The sequence below is a fragment of the Telmatocola sphagniphila genome, from assembly GCF_018398935.1.
GTDB lineage: Bacteria > Planctomycetota > Planctomycetia > Gemmatales > Gemmataceae > Telmatocola > Telmatocola sphagniphila.
The window spans coordinates 774,593-792,449 of the sequence record NZ_CP074694.1 but is presented as its reverse complement, the minus strand read 5'-3'; the positions used below and the strand labels follow the sequence as shown (position 1 = coordinate 792,449).

The window sequence follows — 17,857 nt, the reverse complement described above, 5'->3', positions numbered from 1 at the left end:
TGAATGCATGTCGGATCGCCTCCGACTCGACATACTTGAATCAGCGCTTGCTGGCCCATTCATTTCAAAGGAATTCTAGCCTGTACTATTTCAGGGCGATTTCAGGAAATCCCTGAGAGGATACGGCTGGCGATGGAGTGCCGGCGTGAAAATTACTAAGCCGGCCTTAATGAGTTGAATTCTAATCGAGGAGGACCGGGACCTGAGGCGGTACCTGGAGAGTTCATATTTTCAGAGTTGGGAAATAAATGCGAAAAGTCGTGCCGGCGCCTCGTTCGGAACTGGCGGAAATATATCCGCCCGTTTGCTTAATGAATCCTTCCACCATCGCCATTCCCATGCCCCCCGACTCTCCAGTCGTACGCGAGGAGAAGAAGGGCTCGAACACCTGGGAAATGCTCTCATCGTCCATCCCCATACCGTCGTCGCTGACGGAAAGCACCACATAGCTTCCCGGTTTCAAAGCGGGGTGCGATCGACAATAATTTTCGTCCAATAAAGCTTTGGACGTTTCAATTGTCAGCTTGCCGCCGACATTGAGAAACGAGCGCGAGTGGGCGACCAGATTCATGAGCATCCGCTCCAGCTGCGCCAGATCGGCCTGCACTTTTTCAATCGTCATATCCAAGTTGATGATGAGCGAAATGCCATCCCCGAGCAGATAGCGGAGATTCTTTTCCCCATTGGTAATGACCGTGTTGAGATTCAAAAGTGCGGGTTGCAGAACTTGCTTCCGGCTGAAGGCCAGAAGCTGGTGAGTCAAAATCGAAGCTCGATCGGTCGCTTTTTTCACTTCGAGAAGCATTTCCCGGCGTGGGTCGTTCGGTGAAAAACCCTCGAGGAGTATTTCGCCGTAGCCAGCGATAATCGTCAGCAGGTTGTTAAAGTCGTGGGCTACTCCGCCGGCCAGGCGTCCGACGGCTTCCATTTTCTGCGATTGCCGGAGCTTTTCTTCGACGTTCTTCAGATTGGTGATTTCCGTCTGAACACCGAGAAAATAGATCAGTTGCCCGTTGTTGTCGAAAATCGGATTGATGGTCAGGGCGTTCCAGAAGGTACTACCATCTTTACGATAGTTGAGAATTTCGACCATGCAGGAGGTCCGCGTCCGCACCGCCGAGCGTAATTCGTTCAGGGCCACGGGGCTGGTTTTGGGTCCTTGCAGAAATCGGCAGTTCCGACCGAGCACCTCTTCCCCACCATAGCCGGTCTGGCGGACGAAGCTGGGATTCACATAGACAATGGGATTATCTTTTTGCAGGGGATCGGTGATGATGATGCCCTGAACCAGCGAGTCGAAGATCTTATTCTGCTTCCAAAGGGGCGGATTGACCTCCTCGGTGTTATCGCTGAATTCGAATGCGGGAGGGGTCAAATCATCGGAACTGATCGACCAGGTCGAAACGACCGGAGGCGAAGTTCGAACCGAATTGCTCATGCAATTCTTGTTTTCCTTCGCTAAATCATTCTGTTGCGCTTTTGCTTTAGTGTCGCAACTGTCTGAAGCATGGGAAGATTGAGGATCGCTATTTGGGCTAAAGAAATCCAATTGAGATCTCCGGTAGCTATTTTGTAATTATCTAGGCGTTAGGCGAAGGGGATTGAATTCTCCCAACGACCGGGCAAATTAGCATTTAAAATCTCTAGTTTACGCAAACAGCGAAGTCTAGAAATTTTCGGAATAAATCCTCTAGGCAATGTATGCAGATTGACTTTGCCAACTGCGTAAACTAAGCATTGTTATCGTTGACATCTTAAGATTCAGGATCATATTTCCAGAAATACGAGAATCGGTTTGCAGTCCCACCCCGCTGCCGTAGTCGACTTATGCAGTCATCTCATTGAGGAGCACGAGATTCTTCGACGGGATTTGGCGCGATTCCTGCACGACGAAGTCTCCCAGTCGCTGATTCTTCTGAAAATGAATCTGCTTCAATCCGAATCTTCGAAATCGGCTACCGATAACTGCACTCAATTAATCGATGACACTCTGAAAAAAGTCCGGGATCGCTCGCTGGCTCTCCGTCCTTCTCTACTAGACGATCTGGGACTGGTCACCGCACTGAGCTGGTATCTCCGAAATGCCCCGGAACTCCACGAGAAGAGTTACCAGTTGGATACCGAGCCGCGAAACTTGAAATGGGATCGGACTACCGCCCTGACCTGCTACCGGCTGGTTCAGCGCGTGGTCGAAAATGGCGATCCCGCTCGCGGTCAGACCTTGGAAATCCGGTTGCGAAGCTCGGCGACTAGCCAGACACTGAGTTTTAGTAACCTCAGTTCCTTATTCGCAAACGCGGATTGGGCCAAGAAGCCCAATCCAACGCTTCTGGAAGTGCAGATGAGGGTTGCGCAGTTGGGGGGTACTTTGGAATATTTGTACACTGCGGACACTGCGACAGGCCTCCGAATCGAATTTTCTAGTAAAATTTGAGGCAGACTTCATTTTCACAGAATGCGATCCCATGATTACGGTAGCCAATCGACGCATAATGCTGGTCGACGACCACGCAATTCTCCGGGCCGGCATCCGCGCTTATCTGGAAAAAATTCCAGGCGTGGAAGTCGTCGGAGAGTTTGCTGAGGGAGAGAAGGCGATCGAGGCCATCGCGGAACTCAAGCCGGATCTCGTCTTCATGGATATCGCCATGGCCGGGATGAACGGCCTGGAAACGACCTGGCGGCTGAAATCGCAACATCCCCAGATTCACGTGGTGATACTCTCCTCTTACTCGAATGTGGAGTATGTCGAACAAGCCCTGCAACTGGGCGCCAGCGGCTACCTGCTCAAAGATGCCAGCTGCAACGAACTGCAGACTGCCATAGAAGAGGTCATGCAGGGGGAAACCTATTTGACCCCCGCGGTAGCCGATTTGTCCTTGAAGGGCTCATATCGGTCCGGATCAACTTTCAATGATTATGAAGAATTATCGAGTCGTCAGCGTGAGACCTTAAAACTCCTGGCAGAAGGGAAAAGCACCAAAGAGATCGCCCGGATTCTGGGTATCGGTGTAAAAACCGTCGAGACTCATCGCGCACATCTGATGAAAAAATTAGAAATTCACGATCTCGCCGGACTGGTCCGCTACGCCCTGCGGCTCGGGATCGTCGGCATCGAGCAGTAAATTTCATCTCCGAGAGAATGAATCTTTCAATTCGATCCTCAGATCGTTTCTTTTTTGACGTCAAGTGTCGCCGGTTTTGTTACAAAAGGAGAATGCCCATGCTGGCATCCTACCTGATGTATCTGAAGTCGGAAAGAATGCACTTTTGAGATCGATTGGGCTTCTCATTGTCGATGACTCTCCTCCAATCATCAAGTACTTGGAGGTACTGGCCAGGAAATTGCCGGAAGTGTCGGTGTTTAAATCGGCCGGATCGATCGCGGAGTCTCAAGAATTACTAAATAGTTTTATCCCCGATTTAGTACTACTGGATCTCTCGGCTGCTGAAAACGAATTGACGGAGTTCGCGCGAACGCTCAAGCTGCTCAATCCCAAAAGCCGGCTCTATCTGATGTCCGGTTTCGATCTCGAAGAATACAAATTACTCGGTGAATCCCGGGATATCGATGGATTTTTCTCGAAGACGGAAATTAATCGCGAACTTCCCGAATTGATTCGCCGCTGCTGTGCGGATTTGGACAATCCTCAGCCGTAATTTTTTTGCAGCCGAACTCGGATTAATCCTACCGATGATTCGCCGACGCGATCGTCTTCGATAAAATCTTTTTTGTTACACTCCTTCCGCTCGGATGACCTCTCATGAAAAATCTCATTCGGCCAATGCTTTTTACTATCTCCTTGCTGGCGCTACCGAGTACTAGCCAGGCTCAGGAAGCGGCCAGTTCCCCTTCTATTCAGAACGCGCTTCAACCTTTTGTGGAGAAACATGAATTGGCCGGAGCCGTTACTCTGGTCGCCGACAAAGATAAAATTCTCAGCATCAACACGGTCGGTTTCGCCGACATCGCCGCCAAGAAACCGATGAAGGCGGATTGTCTGTTCTGGATCGCCTCCCAGTCCAAGCCAATCACGGCCGTCGGCCTGATGATGCTCATTGAATCGGGCAAAGTGAAGCTGGATGATCCTGTGTCTCGGTATTTGCCCGAATTCAACAATCAATGGGTGATTGCGGAGAAAAAGAACGATCAACTCGTATTGAAGAAGCCAAAAACACCCGTCACGGTTCGACACGTATTAAGCCATACCAGCGGGATGCCTTTTGCCTCTTCCCTGGAGACTCCCACTTTGGACATGCTGGTCCTGAAGGATGCCGTTCGCAGCTATGCGTTGACGCCGCTGAATACAGAACCCGGTACCAAATACAATTATTCCAATGCGGGCATCAACACGGCCGCGCGCATCATCGAAGTGGTTACCGGTAAAAAATACGAAGACTACATGGATGAAATGCTTTTCAAACCCTTGGGAATGAAAGATACTACTTTCTGGCCGAATGAAGAACAGCTGACTCGTCTCGCAAAAACTTTCAGGCCAAATGCCGCGAAAAACGATCTGGAAGAAACCACGATTTCCCAGCTCACCTATCCGCTGAACGATCATAAACGCCAGCCGATGCCCGCTGGAGGTTTGTTCTCCACGGCCGTCGACGTCAGTAAATTCTGCCGGATGCTACTCAACGGCGGGAAACTGGATGGCAAGCAATATCTGACGGAAGCTTCGATTAAGGAAATGACTAAAAAGCAAACGGCGGAAGGAATCAAAGACAACTACGGCCTGGGTTTCTCGGCGGGTGAGTCCTTCGGACATGGCGGCGCTTTATCGACCAACATGAGCGTTGAAACCAAACCGGGTTTGGTGCTGGTCTGGCTGGTTCAGCATGCGGGATACCCGGGGAAAGGTGGCGAAAGCCAGGGAGCATTCCGTCAGGCGGCCTACAAGGAATTTGCCAAACCGAAATAGCCTAAACGATTGGAGCCCGGTTATGCCAAAGCCACAAAAAAGTGAATATGGTCGGTTTTACGATACTTACATCGACCTGGTTAATGAAGAGGATGTTCTGCCGGCTTTGGAGAAAGGACCGGCCGAGACGATACCATTTCTTAGAACGGTATCGGAAGCCGTTTCCAAAATCGTACATCCGCCTTATACCTGGAATTTGAAACAGGTTTTAGGACATATGATTGATACCGAAAGGGTCTTCGCCTTTCGGGCGCTCTGCTTCGCCCGCGGCGACCAAAACTCCCTGCCCGGCTTCGATGAAAATGCCTACGCTCTGGTTGCCGAATACGATTCGCGCAATTGGCAAGATCTGGTCGAAGAATTCGATCTCACACGTCGATCGAACATTCTCATGTTCCGGGGATTTAAGGCCGGGGATTTGTTGCGGGTGGGAATTGCCAGCAACAATTCCGTTAGCGTTCGCGCCCTGGGTTACATGATGGCCGGTCACGAACGGCATCACCTGGGCATCCTTCGAAAGCGACTACAATCCGCGTAAGGACAAAGGGGTCTCCAATGAAAGCCGATGAAATCGTCTCGGAATTAAAGAGCCTCGGCAGTGAGTCGATCAAAAAAATTCTGATGAATCACGGGGCGCGCGAGCCTTTTTTCGGCGTTAAAGTTGAGCACTTGAAAAAGATCCAGAAGCGGATCAAGAAAAATTACGAACTGGCTCTGGAACTTTACGCGACCGGCATTTCGGATGCAATGTATCTCGCCGGCCTGATTGCCGACGACGAAAAAATGACAAAAAAACAGCTGCAGCTATGGGCAGAGGAAGCCTACTGGTACATGCTGAGCGAATATACCGTGCCGTGGGTCGCCGCCAGTGGACCGCACGGTTGGGACATGGGTCAAAAGTGGATCGGTTCCAAAAAAGAGGGTGTCGCAGCTGCCGGTTGGTCGACCTTCTCTAATCTGGTCAGCATGAAGCCGGATGAGGAACTGGATATCCCGGCCCTTACCAAGCTCCTTTCGCAGATACCCAAAGAGATTCATAAAGAGGCCAATCGCGTCCGCTATACGATGAATGGCTTCGTGATCTCCCTGGGTGCCTATGTGAATCCGCTCAGCGAAAAAGCGGTTCAGGTGGCAGAGAAGATCGGCCCAGTGACCGTGGAGATGGGAGGCACCTCCTGTAAAGTTCCCTCTGCGCCAGAGTACATTGAGAAAGCGAAAGCTCGCGGCAGCCTTACCAAAAAGAAGAAAACCTGCAAGTGCTGACAGAAAAAGTACTTAGCAATTAAATTTTACCAAGAATACGCTGCTGAAAGCGAACATTTTTATCCTTTCACATCTATTGGCTTTCTTTCCATTGTTTGCTGTTTTCGAACGGTCGAGGACTCGTTCTGGAGTTCATCCATTCCCGCGAAAGGCTCTTTTCTTAACTGGAAAACAGGAGTTCCTTCAAATCCTGTCAACGATGGAGGCGAAATTCCTATAAAATCTGACTCTTAGATTTTCGTTTCGACAACCGGATATCATGCAAAATAATCGTACAACTTTGATCGCCGCGATAGCCTGCTTTGCACTATTCATTGGTCTGCAAAGCATGTCGAACCTGATCTGGCCGCCCAAACCGCTCCCCCCGAGTCAAGAAACGGCCATCGCCTTGGCCGGGGGAGCGATTGTCGGGGAGCCACCCGCCTCCAATCTCATTCGCCGCAGCCGACTCGAAGAAACGCCCAAGCCCGAAGAGAAAAAAGAACCGGCTAAACCGCCGGTCGCCGTCGCTCCCAAATCGCCCCCGGAATTTATCGGGCTGGGTTTCGGCCCCAAACATTCGCACCTTCAAGTCTTGGCCAACGTCATCGGCGGTGGTATTCAACAAGTCGTGCTGCCGGACTTTCTCGAAGCGAATCGCGAAGGATTGAAATCGGAAGTTGCCCCGGGTGAATATCGTAAGTTGGATCTGGTTCCCGGCTACCTCCGCGAACGAACTCGAAAAATTCATGAGCAGAAGGATGTGCCTTATCCCGATTTAAAACCGGGGTTGGTGAAAGATCCCCAAGTTCTTCAGAGTCTGGCCCCCACGTCTTATGTGATGTACCACTACGATCGGCCCGGAGATGACTTCCCGGTCGATCTGCTGGGAAAGATTCCCTGGAAGGTTGTCGAACGCCCCGACCCGAACGCCGACGATCAGAAGGTCGTGTTCGAAACCGAGTTGCTGTCCCCCTACTACATTCGAATCCGCAAGACCTTTACTGTCGCGAGCGGCGCTTACCACATCGGTATGAAAATCGAAATCCAGAGACTGGAATCCGAGCGATTACCCAAGGAATTCGACGCCAAGAAAGCTCCTAAATTCCGCTACCAAATTGTTGGGGCGAATAATCTCCCGATCGAAGGGGAATGGTACGTCAGCACCTACCGGACCAACATCGTCGGCTACGTCGATCAGAAGGATCGGGCAACGCGAGTCCTGGAGGATGCCCAGTCGGTTCGAATCTCCGAAGGGGGAGAACGGCGTCAGCGTTCCAGCCGGGAGATTCGGATGGCCGGGACGATGGTGCAGTATTTCGCGAGTATTCTGTGCGTGGACAACCTACAGGTCGAAGGCCAGGCCCGCAACTTCATCGAGTTCATTCGTTCAACGCCGATCAACCGTCCGATTCCCGAGAAAAGCTTCCTGGATGATCTGACCATTCGGGCGATCAGCGAGGAAATCAATCCCGACAAGGCGACCACGCATCAGTATCTGCTCTATCACGGTCCTGTAAAAGTGCGCCTGCTCAAGCAACTTGAGGGCGAAAAAGCGGTTGATCCGGATTTGGTGGATCGTTACAAAAATACGCTCCACCTGGAAGTGATGACCGATTCTCCGATGCCGAACTGGCTGGGCGATTTCGCCAGCGCGATTTTCTGGTCGGATCTCGTCGTATTCGTCACTAACACCATTCACTCATTGCTTCACTTGCTGAATCTATTCATCCCGGTTCGCGGCATCTGCATCGTCTGTGTGACACTGATCGTTCGCGGCATGTTATTCCCGCTCAGCCGTAAGCAGACCATCAGCCAGCAGATTATGCAGGCCAAGATGGCCCGCATCGCCCCGGAACTTAAAAAACTGCAGGAACAATTCGGCAACGATTTCCAAGGTTTCAATCAGGCAAAAACCCGCCTCATGCTGAGTGCCGGGATCAACCCCGCGACCATGATGAACGGTTGTTTTCTGGTTTTGATGCAGATGCCGATTTTCATGGGCCTGTATTACGCGTTGCAGGAAAGTATTTTCTTCCGGCTCGAACCCTTCCTCTGGATTCAGAACCTCGGCGCTCCCGACATGCTGGCCTTCTGGTCGGAAAACATTCCGATGATCAGCGTGCCCGAAGGTCTGGGCAGCGGACTTTATCTGGGGCCCTACTTCAATATCCTGCCGATCATTACTGTGAGCCTGATGCTCTTTTCCATGATGAAGTCGATGCCCACCCCCACGACCGATCAGGAAAAGATGCAACAGAAGACCATGAAGTTCATGATGATTTTCATGGCGGTGATGTTCTACAAATCTCCTTCGGGTCTATGTCTCTACTTCATGGCCAGTTCCATCTGGAGTTTGATCGAGAAAAAGTTCATGCCGAAATTCGTCAAAGGCGAAGATGGCGTGCCAATTATTCCCGAACAGTATAACAAGCCCAAGGTGAAGCGGGAAGCTTCCGGATGGCGGAAGAAACTCGGGGATCGAATGAAGGAAGTGATGGAGCAGGCGGAGAAGCAAAAGCAGTATCAGAAGGAAAAACCAACGACTCCGGCCGAGCGAAAGAACCGCAAGAAAAAAGATCGGTAACCGACAGAGCGGGAAACTAACTCCAAGAGGCGAAGCCACTGGATCGTGGGCCTCGCCTCGGGATTTATTACAGCGAAATTCGGCGATGGCAGTCGTCCACCACCCAGTGAAAAGCGGTGAGATGAATCGATTCCACAATACCCATATCGTCCAGCGGTACATGGAAGTTATATTTGGCTAGACTTTGCAGTTTGCCGCCGGTAAAGCCAGTGCAGCCATAGGTAGTGAGATCGTGCTTATTTGCCCATTCGACCGCCCGCAGAATATTCGGTGAGTTCCCCGAACCGCTGATGGCAATCAAGAGGTCGCCGGGAGAGGCCAGGTTCTTCAACTGCTCGACGAAGACGCGGTCGAAGCCCTCGTCGTTACCCCAGGCCAGAATGTACGGCGTGTTGTCGGTCAGGCTCAACACCTTGAGCCGCTTTTTACTGTCGTTATCGAAATCGGAACGTTTGAGCGTTCCCTTTCCCATGTCTTCGCAGAAGTGGGAAGCGTTGGATCCACTCCCGCCATTACCGATGACGAAAACGAATTTTCCGTTCTCGTAGCATTCGTAACAAAGTTCCGAGAGGCGATGGATTTCCGCGGGGTTGACCCTGCCGAGTTCGTGAGCAACCCGTTCCATAAAAGCGCGAGCATCCATTTGCGTGCCGAGCATCGAGCAATCCTCGTATGATTAATTCCAGGCTGTTTGTTTATCCCTTCAGCCACCAATACGCAAGGTGAACTTGGATACCTGGATGCCACGCGAATTGATTTTGGGTACGGCCGGGCATATCGATCACGGCAAAACCTCCCTGGTAAAAGCCCTCACTGGAGTCGACTGCGACCGGCTGCCAGAAGAAAAAGCCCGGGGAATCACGATCGACATCGGGTTCGCCAAACTCGATCTCGACGGCTATCACCTCGGCATCGTCGACGTGCCGGGGCACGAACGATTCATCCGCAATATGCTGGCCGGCGCAACGGGTATCGATCTGGCAATTCTGGTAATCGCGGCCGACGATGGCGTGATGCCGCAGACCCGCGAACACCTCGAAATTCTGCGGCTTCTCCAGCTTCAACAGGGGGTCATCGCCCTCACGAAAACTGATCTCGTGGATGAGATCACCCTGCAACTGCGGGAAATGGAAATTCGCGAATTGGTGCGAGATTGTTTTCTCTCGGAAAGTCCAATCATTCGCACCTCGGCGACCCAGGGCAACGGCATCAGGGATTTAAAAGAGGCTTTGAAGATATGCTGCGATCAAATTGAACAGAAACAAGCCAGCGAGTGGTTCCGACTTGCGATCGACCGAGCCTTCATAGTTCAGGGACATGGCACCGTGGTAACCGGTTCGGTCTCCTCGGGAACCCTCGCGGTTGGGGTAGAATTAGAATGGCTTCCTAAAGGGCAACTTGTCCGCACCCGGAGTCTCCAAAACCATGACCAGGTCGTCTCCCAGATACAGGAAGGAATGCGGGCCGCGATCAATCTGGTCGGGGTGCCTCTGGAAGAGGTGAAGCGTGGCCAGGAGTTGGCCAAACCGGGATATTTGAAAGCCAGCAAGGTGTTGAGCGTTCAATTGCTGGCTTTGAAAGATCAGCGTCATTCGATTAAGCACCGAACCGAAGCCCGCCTGCACATTGGTACCGCCGAGGTAATGGTGACGGTTTCACTGTTGAACGCCGAACTACTCAATCCCGGTCAGTCCGGCTTGGCACAGCTCTTTCTAAAAGAATCGGTTACCGCCATTTGGGGACAGCCCTTCGTTTTGCGAAACTCTTCGGCTGAGACAACGCTGGGAGGCGGACAGGTTCTGCAGCCCACCGGACTGAAAATCCGGCGAAGCCAGCCGGAGATGCTTCAGTGGATGGACAGACTCCGGTCAAATGACATTATGGAGCGGGCGGAAGCGGTCGTCTGGTTTCGCAATTATCATGGACTTACCCGCGTCGATCTGGTTCGGGAGGCCGGTATTGCCCCGAGTCAGTTGGCGGAAGTTGAAAACTCTTTGATTCAGAACGGGAAATGGCTATCCATCGAGCAGACCGAGCGGCGGATTCTGCTGCACAGGGAACGCTGGGACGAATTGGAAGAGCGGATTCTGGCGGTGCTGGCGAAACTCCACTCCGAGGCTCCTCTGCTCTCGCACCACGATCGGCAAAAAGTCATCTCGCAACTGGCCTACATCGGGGATGAGGGACTGATCGATTGGGGAATCGAGGAATTAATCCGGCTCAAGAAAATCTCGGGAGATAATCGCCGGATTGCCTGCTCGGATTTCAAACCCAAGTTGAGCCAGAATCAAAAGAAGTTGAAGGATCGAATTATCGAATCCTTGAGAACGGCCGGGTTTGCCCCTCCCGAGCCACGCAGCTTTGCAAATCTGGCGGGTGGTAATGCAGAAAGCCTCGAAGATATATTTGCTGTAGCGGTGGCCGAGGGCCTCCTGGTTCGTGTGTCCCATGAGATTTATCTGCATGCGGACGCAGAGGCCAGTATGCGGGAAGCGGTTCGACAGGTCCTGGCATCGGGACGGGGCATCACCGTAGCCGAGATTCGCGATATCCTGGGGACAACGCGAAAGTTCGCGGTACCCTTGTGCGAATACCTCGACCGCATTGGCTTTACTCACCGCGAGGGCGATTTACGCTTTCTCCAGGTCGCGAATTCATGAAAGATCCTGCCATTCAGATTCGACTGCGCTCGCTGCCGGCGGTTAATTCCCTGGTCGACCAGATTGTTGCCTGGGAAGCGAAATTTGGCGCGATCGGCTGTCGAGACGAAGATCGGGTCGACATCTGCCGAAGGTCGCTGGAGGCCATTCGACAAAGAATACTACAGGGCGAGGAAATCGATGTCCCCGTCTGGTTGGAAGAAGCCCGACATGCGATCGTTAAGGAACTGCAAATTCGCCCGCTCCATCAGCTGAATGAAGTCATTAATGCAACCGGCATCATTCTGCACACCAATCTCGGTCGAGCTCCCATCGATTCTCAATTGCTCCACGAAGCGACAAGAAAAGCGGGACAGTACTGCAACCTCGAAGTCGATCTGGAAAGCGGAGTTCGATCGCAGCGGCAGAAACCTATTCGGGAATTCCTCCAGCAACTCACCGGCTGCGAATCAGCCACTGTCGTCAACAACTGTGCGGCGGCTACTATTCTTGTCTTACGCGCGCTGGCCTCGAGCCGGGAAGTCATTGTCTCGCGAGGCCAACTCGTGGAAATCGGAGGCAGTTTCCGCATACCGGAAATCATGGAAGTGAGCGGCGCGAAACTTCGCGAGGTGGGCACGACCAATATCACTCGAATAAAGGATTTCGAAAAAGCAATTCAGCCTCAAACTGCCTTGCTGATGCGAATTCATCAGAGCAATTTTCGTATCCGCGGCTTTACGGAAAGCCCTTCGCTGGAAGAACTGGTGGAACTCGGTCACAAGCACAATCTGCCCGTGGTGGATGATGTGGGGAGTGGTGTGTTAATACCTTTAACACCGTTTGGGATGAACGACGAACCTCTGGTACCACGGAGTATCCAGGCAGGAGCTGATCTGGTCCTGTTCAGTGGCGACAAATTGCTCGGTGGTCCGCAGTGCGGAATCATCATCGGAAAGAAATCGCTGATCGAAAAACTGGAAAAAGATCCGTTGATGCGGGCGCTTCGCTGCGACAAAATCACACTCAGCCTGCTTCAGGGAACTTTGCAAAAATATTTGCAGGCAAAGGATTCTTGGCCCGACATCCTTCTCTACCGGTTGCTGGCGATCAGTATCGAGGAATTGAGAGTACGCTCGGCAAAATTTATCGCAGAACTTTCCTCGCTGGAGGAACAGGCCGAGTTCCAACTGGCGGAGGAAACGGCCTATGTAGGCGGTGGCACGCTGCCCGATCAGGCGCTGCCGACAATCGTAATCCAAGTGAGTCCCAAATCGATTTCGAGCGAAATATTGTGCAAGAGGCTTCGCGAAAAATTCGTGCTGGCCCGAATATCCGAAGATCGAGTTTTGCTCGACCTTCGCACTGTGCTGAATGACCAGAAATTAGCCGGGGTGCTCAAAGAAGCCTTGGAGGGGATCTGCTATCCTGATCACTTCGCCGCTTCCGCTCGCTGAACCAACTTTTCTATCAGCGCATCGGATCTGGCATCCCCGGTATATTCCCCGGCGATATTCCCTTCGTGATCTATGAGATAAATCGTCGGCCAGAACTTCACTTCCCAGGCTGCGGCAATCGGTCCGGATTCCCCATCGAAGAAGGAAGGCCAGGTTATACCATTTTCTTCTAATATGTCGCGAACGTCTCGAAGGGACTCATCGCTATTAACGCCCACCAGGGCAAAAGGTCTGTTTTTATACGTTTTGACCAGCGACCGCTGGTGAGGGTACATAGCCCGGCAAGCCGGTCACCAATGGCCCCAAAAATCGAGCATTACCACTTTGCCCCGGTAATCGCTCAGCCGCATCTCTTTGTCGTTGAGATCGCGCCCGACGATTTCCGGAGCGGGCTTACCCACGAGGGATTTTTTAAACATCGGAGCCGCCTTCAGATAGATGACGGCGGCGATGAATGCCAGAGCAAATACTGTAACTACCCTGGAAAGCGATTTATCCGGATCGGCCATAAGAAACCCTCTTTGGAGTGGACTCTTATAGCCTATAAATTTTTTTCACTTTCTAACACTCTCGATTTCTTCAACCAGTCCGATAGCCGCTCCCAGGGAACAAAGACGGTATAGAAACAGAGCGCGTAAATCGCGAACATGCCGACTTCCAGATGAAAGAAAGTAAAAACGTGGAAGAAAGCCCCGATCCAGAGGATGGCCTTGCGCGTGATCGGCATCCAAAGGAAAATCGGGAAGAAGATTTCCCAGACTAAAGTGAACCAGGTCAGCAGTTTATACACGGCCATCGGAACCGGATGCGATTGACCGGACCAGTGAGCCCAGAGTGAACTATTGCAGACATAGTAAAGTACCTCGCCCGATCGCCACTCCGGCCCGGGATACTTCCGTAAGCCATTCAGACAGTACATCAGGCACATTTGCATGATCAGTAGCACCATCCACCAGGGATGGACCACCGCGGGTGGCTGTTTCCGGCCGATCACCCAGGCGGCATCGCAAGGCGTCAGCATCAGAATAAACATCAGTATGCATTTCACCCGGTCCCCGCCATTGTGCAGGAAGGGGCAAACCGACAGGAGCGAGTAGGAGATCATCCAACCCAGACAGGCGCTCAAGCGCGGCATCACACCGAAGATCATTCCGAGCGCGGAAAGTATTCCCACATATAAGAGACTAATTGCTGGAATCCCGGGTGGTAACCAGTGAATGAGCGACCAGGACCAGCTGGGGGATTGAAACAGGCGTTCAAAGACGTTCGGTTCGGATAAACTTCCTGGGCCGTAGTAATCACTGAAATGCGGGGCGTACATCCACAGCAGATCCAGAAGGAAAAATAATCCCACGGAAATCCTTAGTGCGGCCAATCTTTCCGCGGCTACCGGATGGTTCAACCACCAGATATTGCGCAGGAATCCGGGCATCCAAGGAACCGTGCCGACGAGAGTTCGGTCGTTCATGGCAGCTCCTTTCGGACGAGTTTTTTGAATTTCATTTCGATCAGATCCCAGTACTCGAGGGGGAGGTATTTGTCCGAAACTTCCGCGGGTGTCCAGCGGAGATAGGGAATCGTTTGCTGAGTTTCGACGGTATTGGGATTATTAGGATCCGGCGTCGGGATGATGTGGATCTTCAGCTCGACTGTCTCCGGCATCGGATAGTCGGGGTGATCCTTCAGGAAAAGACTGATCCGCCAGCGCAGGTAGGAACTGTACTGGCGATGCAACAGTTGAACGTAGGTCTCAATTTCGGAATTCCAGCGATCGACGTATCGAGGATCCCACTGTCCCGGATTTTTCGGATCTTCGGGAATCAGCGCGAATGGGGCGCTCATGCGGGTTTCGTAATTGAAGCGTCGATGCCGGGAATCAGTCAGTTGAAAATAGTGTTCCGGATTATCGGGCGTGAAATCTTCGGAAAGCGTCACATCGGGATATTTGCTCGATTCCTCAAAATGCATAACCACTACGGGGAATACCCCGCGATGCGGGAAGACCGGAGCAAACATGGACCAGCCTTGCCATTCGCCGGTCAGTTCGGTCCAGCGATCGCAAAACCAGCCAACAGCTTCCACAGGTTCCTGAATCAAGTCTGAATCGCTCAGTCTACCCAGTTTCTGAAATGGCTCCGCCCGATGCTCCGAAAGCTGGCGAGGCAAATACTGGATGACATTGCCGACAATCAGAAAAATGATCTGGAAAAGGAAAAAAATTCCCAGAGCCACAGAGGCTAGTTTGCTACAGGGGGATTTTCGCGGGATGGATTCATTTTCTGGCGCCATCGTTTAGCCGCTTTCTGGAGGGGTTCGAGCGGTTGCCCTAGTCTAAAAGGGCGAACAACTGGTAATATAGAATAGATTGTGAGAAAAAAGCTTCGCCTAGCCCGGGAAACTGCAGTGTTTTTTCCCGGGGTCGGAGATAGTCTGTGACCCCTGCGTTCCCGCCGTGTCCGCAGCCGCCCGAATGGAAAATCGACTGGGCGACGCTGGACATGCTCCCGTGGATACGGGATTTACAAAGTTGCCCCCAGAACCCTCAACGCCATGCGGAGGGGGATGTGTGGACGCACGTCCATATGGTCTGCGAAGCCATGGCCAGCCTCCCGGCCTGGCGAGAATTGCCCGAAACGGAACGCTACATACTCTTTACGGCGGCTCTCCTGCACGATGTGGCCAAGCCGATCTGTACCCGGGTGGAACCCGATGGATCGATCTCCTCCAGAGGCCATTCCTGGCGTGGGGCCGTGCGGGCCCGACAGATACTTTGGAAGCGGGGCATCCCTTTCATTTTGAGGGAGCAGATCACCGGACTAATCAGACATCATTTAGTGCCCTTTTTCGTTTCCCAAAGTGAAGCCCCGGAACGCATCGTTATCGAGGTCAGCCAATCGGCCCGGTGCGACTGGCTTTCCCTCCTCGCCGAGTCCGATGCACGCGGCCGAATCTGCCCCGACCCGGATAATCTTCTGAAACAAATTGCCGACTTTCGCGAAATTGCCAAACGGCTCGGCTGCTATTCCTCCCACTACGCCTTCAATGGCGATGCGGAACGGTTTAATTTCTTCCAAGTCGAGAATATGGAGAATCCTCCGAAGAAGTCCGAAGGGCTGGAAATCATCATGATGTCCGGCCTGCCCGGCGCCGGAAAGGATTTCTGGATCCAGAAACACTTCCCTGATATGAAAATGATCAGTGTGGATGCCCTACGACATCAGAACGGGCAGTCGATCAACGATACACACTCGGCGATTCTTGCAAAAGCCCGTGAAATTGCCCGCGAAGAGCTGGAAGCTCATCATTCTTTTATTTTTAATGGAACTAATTTAACTCGTCACGCTCGAAAGGATTGCATCCGCCTATTCGCCCAGTATGGGGTGCGCGTGCGCCTGGTTTACGTGGAAACGAGTTTTCAACGTTTACTCAATCAAAACCGGTCCCGTAAAAAACGGGTGCCGGATCAAGTGATTGAACGATTGTTAGACAGATGGGAAGTTCCGGACCGTACAGAAGGTCACGAAGTAGAATGGGTAATTCATTGACAACCGTTGTCTGAATGTCATATACTATTCGATGATCAAAGCTCTCCTTAAAATATCCGCCGATGCCTCAGCTTTGCTTTGTTGTAATTGTTGAATAACCATCCAGGAGGTTGGAATCTATGAAAGCCGTTACGTGGTTTGATGATCCCGCGCATTTTCGCCCCAGCCGCCGTACCGCTATTTCCGTTGGAGCTTTAAGCTGCTTCGGTCTTACCCTGGACGGGTTTCTGCGGTTACAGTCGGCCAATGCCGGCGAAGACCGTGCTAGCCTCAAGAGCAAAGAAGGCAAGGCGAAATCGGTCATCCACATCTTCCTGCCGGGCGGGATGGCGCATCAGGATTCCTTCGACCCCAAACCGACTGCTCCGCTGGAATACCGGGGCGAAATCGGGGTCACCAAAACCAAAATCGACGGCGTTTACTTAAGCGAACACATGAAATCGACCGCTCAGGTCGTCGATAAGATCGCTATTTGCCGTTCGATGACCCACGGCGAAGCGGCCCACGAACGCGGCACGCATAACATGTTCACGGGATATAAGCCCAGCCCTGCTTTGATCTTCCCCAGCTTCGGCACCATTGTCGCTCACGAATTCGGCGTACGGAACAACCTGCCGCCTTATATCTGCATTCCCAACATGCCGACGAACTTTGCCGGCAGCGGCTACCTCAGTTCCAAGTTCGGCCCGTTCAGCCTCGGTAGCGACCCGGCCAATCCGGGTTTCCGCGTTCAGGATCTGTCGCTTCCCAACGGCGTGGACGACAAGCGATTCAGCACTCGCAAGAGCATCCTCGAAACCGTGAACGATCATTTCGCCACTCGCGAGAAGGCCGATAACATCGCGGCCATGGACACCTTCTACCAGCAGGCTTATTCGCTGATTTCCTCGGAAAAAGCCAAAGAAGCCTTCGACATCAACAAGGAAGATGCCAAACTCCGCGACACCTACGGCCGTAACGCCGCTGGCCAGCGCATGCTGATGGCTCGTCGGTTGGTGGAAGCCGGTGTGCGATTCGTGACCCTGACCTACGGCGGCTGGGACATGCACAACAACATCAAAGATGGCATGAAATCGCAACTGCCCGAGTTCGATAAGGCCTTTGCAGCTTTGATCACAGATCTCTCGCAGCGAGGCCTGCTGGATTCGACATTGGTTATGGTTTCCAGTGAATTCGGTCGAACGCCGAAGATTAATGCGACCGCGGGTCGCGATCACTGGCCCAAAGTGTTCAGCGTCGTTCTCGCCGGTGGCGGCATCAAGAAGGGAATCGTTTACGGTTCCTCCGACCCGACCGCAACCGAACCGGAAGATGATCCTTTGACCGTCGAAGACTTGGCTACCACGATGTACACTTGCCTGGGCATTCCCTCGGAAAAGGTGCTCATCGCTCCCGGTAGCCGACCGATTGACATCGTCAACGGTGGGAAGGCCCGCAAAGATCTGCTTGCCTAATTAATCGA

General features: G+C 52.5%; 16 protein-coding genes and 1 pseudogene. 11 read left to right on the top strand and 6 right to left on the bottom strand.

Annotation, left to right across the window (positions count from 1 at the left end; translation table 11 throughout):
- Positions 1-223: 223 nt before the first annotated feature.
- Entirely contained in the window at positions 224-1,438 is a 1,215-nt protein-coding gene (locus KIH39_RS03430) for a PAS domain-containing protein (RefSeq protein WP_213497871.1), read from the bottom strand.
- 357 nt (positions 1,439-1,795) lie between these two features.
- Here KIH39_RS03430 and KIH39_RS03425 point away from each other — a divergent pair, with 357 nt between their 5' ends.
- The 7 genes from KIH39_RS03425 to yidC all read left to right on the top strand — a co-directional run bounded on the left by KIH39_RS03425 (position 1,796) and on the right by yidC (position 8,754).
- Positions 1,796-2,434: a sensor histidine kinase gene (locus KIH39_RS03425; protein WP_213497870.1), complete on the top strand. Its 639-nt coding sequence runs from the start codon at positions 1,796-1,798 to the stop codon at positions 2,432-2,434.
- Positions 2,435-2,465: 31 nt separating this feature from the next.
- A complete protein-coding gene (locus KIH39_RS03420) occupies positions 2,466-3,125 on the top strand; it encodes a response regulator (RefSeq protein ID WP_213497869.1) in 660 nt (219 codons plus the stop codon).
- A gap of 145 nt (positions 3,126-3,270) precedes the next feature.
- Positions 3,271-3,660 carry a response regulator gene (locus KIH39_RS03415; RefSeq protein WP_213497868.1) on the top strand — a complete coding sequence of 130 codons (390 nt, stop codon included), beginning with the start codon at positions 3,271-3,273 and terminating at the stop codon, positions 3,658-3,660.
- A 104-nt stretch (positions 3,661-3,764) separates the two neighbouring features.
- Complete coding sequence (locus tag KIH39_RS03410) at positions 3,765-4,925, top strand: serine hydrolase domain-containing protein (RefSeq protein WP_246539510.1); 1,161 nt, start codon at positions 3,765-3,767, stop codon at positions 4,923-4,925.
- 22 nt (positions 4,926-4,947) lie between these two features.
- Positions 4,948-5,463, top strand: a complete 516-nt coding sequence (locus KIH39_RS03405) for a DinB family protein (RefSeq protein WP_213497867.1) — start codon at positions 4,948-4,950, stop codon at positions 5,461-5,463.
- A 17-nt stretch (positions 5,464-5,480) separates the two neighbouring features.
- Positions 5,481-6,188, top strand: a complete 708-nt coding sequence (locus tag KIH39_RS03400) for a DNA alkylation repair protein (protein WP_213497866.1) — start codon at positions 5,481-5,483, stop codon at positions 6,186-6,188.
- 259 nt (positions 6,189-6,447) lie between these two features.
- Positions 6,448-8,754, top strand: coding sequence for a membrane protein insertase YidC (yidC, locus tag KIH39_RS03395; RefSeq protein WP_213497865.1), 2,307 nt, complete (start codon positions 6,448-6,450; stop codon positions 8,752-8,754).
- Positions 8,755-8,821: 67 nt separating this feature from the next.
- Here the strand turns inward: yidC and KIH39_RS03390 are convergent, their stop codons facing one another.
- The gene (locus tag KIH39_RS03390; RefSeq protein ID WP_213497864.1) at positions 8,822-9,412 is read right to left on the bottom strand and encodes a D-sedoheptulose-7-phosphate isomerase; all 591 of its coding nucleotides are present in this window, start codon (positions 9,410-9,412) and stop codon (positions 8,822-8,824) included.
- A gap of 82 nt (positions 9,413-9,494) precedes the next feature.
- On the opposite strand from KIH39_RS03390, the gene selB reads away from it, so the two are divergent.
- Both selB and selA read left to right on the top strand, forming a co-directional pair.
- Positions 9,495-11,414 (top strand): selenocysteine-specific translation elongation factor, encoded by a 1,920-nt coding sequence (gene selB / locus KIH39_RS03385; RefSeq protein ID WP_213497863.1) that lies wholly within the window; start codon positions 9,495-9,497, stop codon positions 11,412-11,414.
- A complete protein-coding gene (selA, locus tag KIH39_RS03380; RefSeq protein ID WP_213497862.1) occupies positions 11,411-12,850 on the top strand; it encodes an L-seryl-tRNA(Sec) selenium transferase in 1,440 nt (479 codons plus the stop codon). Before selB ends, selA begins: the two co-directional genes overlap by 4 nt.
- On the opposite strand, the pseudogene KIH39_RS03375 reads toward selA, so the two are convergent.
- The 4 genes and pseudogenes from KIH39_RS03375 to KIH39_RS03360 form a co-directional block, all read right to left on the bottom strand.
- A pseudogene (locus tag KIH39_RS03375) lies at positions 12,826-13,128 on the bottom strand (TlpA family protein disulfide reductase); the annotation flags it as partial. The gene selA and the pseudogene KIH39_RS03375 sit on opposite strands and share 25 nt — an antisense overlap.
- Positions 13,129-13,140: 12 nt before the next feature.
- Positions 13,141-13,359 (bottom strand): thioredoxin domain-containing protein, encoded by a 219-nt coding sequence (locus KIH39_RS26920; protein ID WP_213497860.1) that lies wholly within the window; start codon positions 13,357-13,359, stop codon positions 13,141-13,143.
- Positions 13,360-13,391: 32 nt separating this feature from the next.
- Positions 13,392-14,318 carry an HTTM domain-containing protein gene (locus KIH39_RS03365; RefSeq protein WP_213497859.1) on the bottom strand — a complete coding sequence of 309 codons (927 nt, stop codon included), beginning with the start codon at positions 14,316-14,318 and terminating at the stop codon, positions 13,392-13,394.
- Entirely contained in the window at positions 14,315-15,139 is an 825-nt protein-coding gene (locus tag KIH39_RS03360) for a hypothetical protein (RefSeq protein ID WP_213497858.1), read from the bottom strand. The genes KIH39_RS03365 and KIH39_RS03360 overlap by 4 nt, the downstream gene beginning before the upstream one ends.
- Before the next feature lie 143 nt (positions 15,140-15,282).
- Between KIH39_RS03360 and KIH39_RS03355 the strand changes: the two genes are divergently transcribed.
- Both KIH39_RS03355 and KIH39_RS03350 read left to right on the top strand, forming a co-directional pair.
- Entirely contained in the window at positions 15,283-16,395 is a 1,113-nt protein-coding gene (locus tag KIH39_RS03355) for an AAA family ATPase (protein ID WP_213497857.1), read from the top strand.
- Positions 16,396-16,514: 119 nt separating this feature from the next.
- Positions 16,515-17,849: a DUF1501 domain-containing protein gene (locus KIH39_RS03350; protein ID WP_213497856.1), complete on the top strand. Its 1,335-nt coding sequence runs from the start codon at positions 16,515-16,517 to the stop codon at positions 17,847-17,849.
- Positions 17,850-17,857: the final 8 nt, after the last annotated feature.

What these genes read in the sequence shown, in the direction of transcription:
- KIH39_RS03430 (WP_213497871.1), bottom strand. Translation starts at nt 1,438, where the DNA reads ATGAGCAATTCGGTTCGAACTTCGCCTCCGGTCGTTTCGACCTGGTCG.
- KIH39_RS03420 (WP_213497869.1), top strand. Translation starts at nt 2,466, where the DNA reads ATGATTACGGTAGCCAATCGACGCATAATGCTGGTCGACGACCACGCA.
- KIH39_RS03410 (WP_246539510.1), top strand. Translation starts at nt 3,765, where the DNA reads ATGAAAAATCTCATTCGGCCAATGCTTTTTACTATCTCCTTGCTGGCG.
- KIH39_RS03405 (WP_213497867.1), top strand. Translation starts at nt 4,948, where the DNA reads ATGCCAAAGCCACAAAAAAGTGAATATGGTCGGTTTTACGATACTTAC.
- KIH39_RS03400 (WP_213497866.1), top strand. Translation starts at nt 5,481, where the DNA reads ATGAAAGCCGATGAAATCGTCTCGGAATTAAAGAGCCTCGGCAGTGAG.
- yidC (WP_213497865.1), top strand. Translation starts at nt 6,448, where the DNA reads ATGCAAAATAATCGTACAACTTTGATCGCCGCGATAGCCTGCTTTGCA.
- KIH39_RS03390 (WP_213497864.1), bottom strand. Translation starts at nt 9,412, where the DNA reads ATGCTCGGCACGCAAATGGATGCTCGCGCTTTTATGGAACGGGTTGCT.
- selB (WP_213497863.1), top strand. Translation starts at nt 9,495, where the DNA reads ATGCCACGCGAATTGATTTTGGGTACGGCCGGGCATATCGATCACGGC.
- selA (WP_213497862.1), top strand. Translation starts at nt 11,411, where the DNA reads ATGAAAGATCCTGCCATTCAGATTCGACTGCGCTCGCTGCCGGCGGTT.
- KIH39_RS26920 (WP_213497860.1), bottom strand. Translation starts at nt 13,359, where the DNA reads ATGGCCGATCCGGATAAATCGCTTTCCAGGGTAGTTACAGTATTTGCT.
- KIH39_RS03365 (WP_213497859.1), bottom strand. Translation starts at nt 14,318, where the DNA reads ATGAACGACCGAACTCTCGTCGGCACGGTTCCTTGGATGCCCGGATTC.
- KIH39_RS03360 (WP_213497858.1), bottom strand. Translation starts at nt 15,139, where the DNA reads ATGGCGCCAGAAAATGAATCCATCCCGCGAAAATCCCCCTGTAGCAAA.
- KIH39_RS03350 (WP_213497856.1), top strand. Translation starts at nt 16,515, where the DNA reads ATGAAAGCCGTTACGTGGTTTGATGATCCCGCGCATTTTCGCCCCAGC.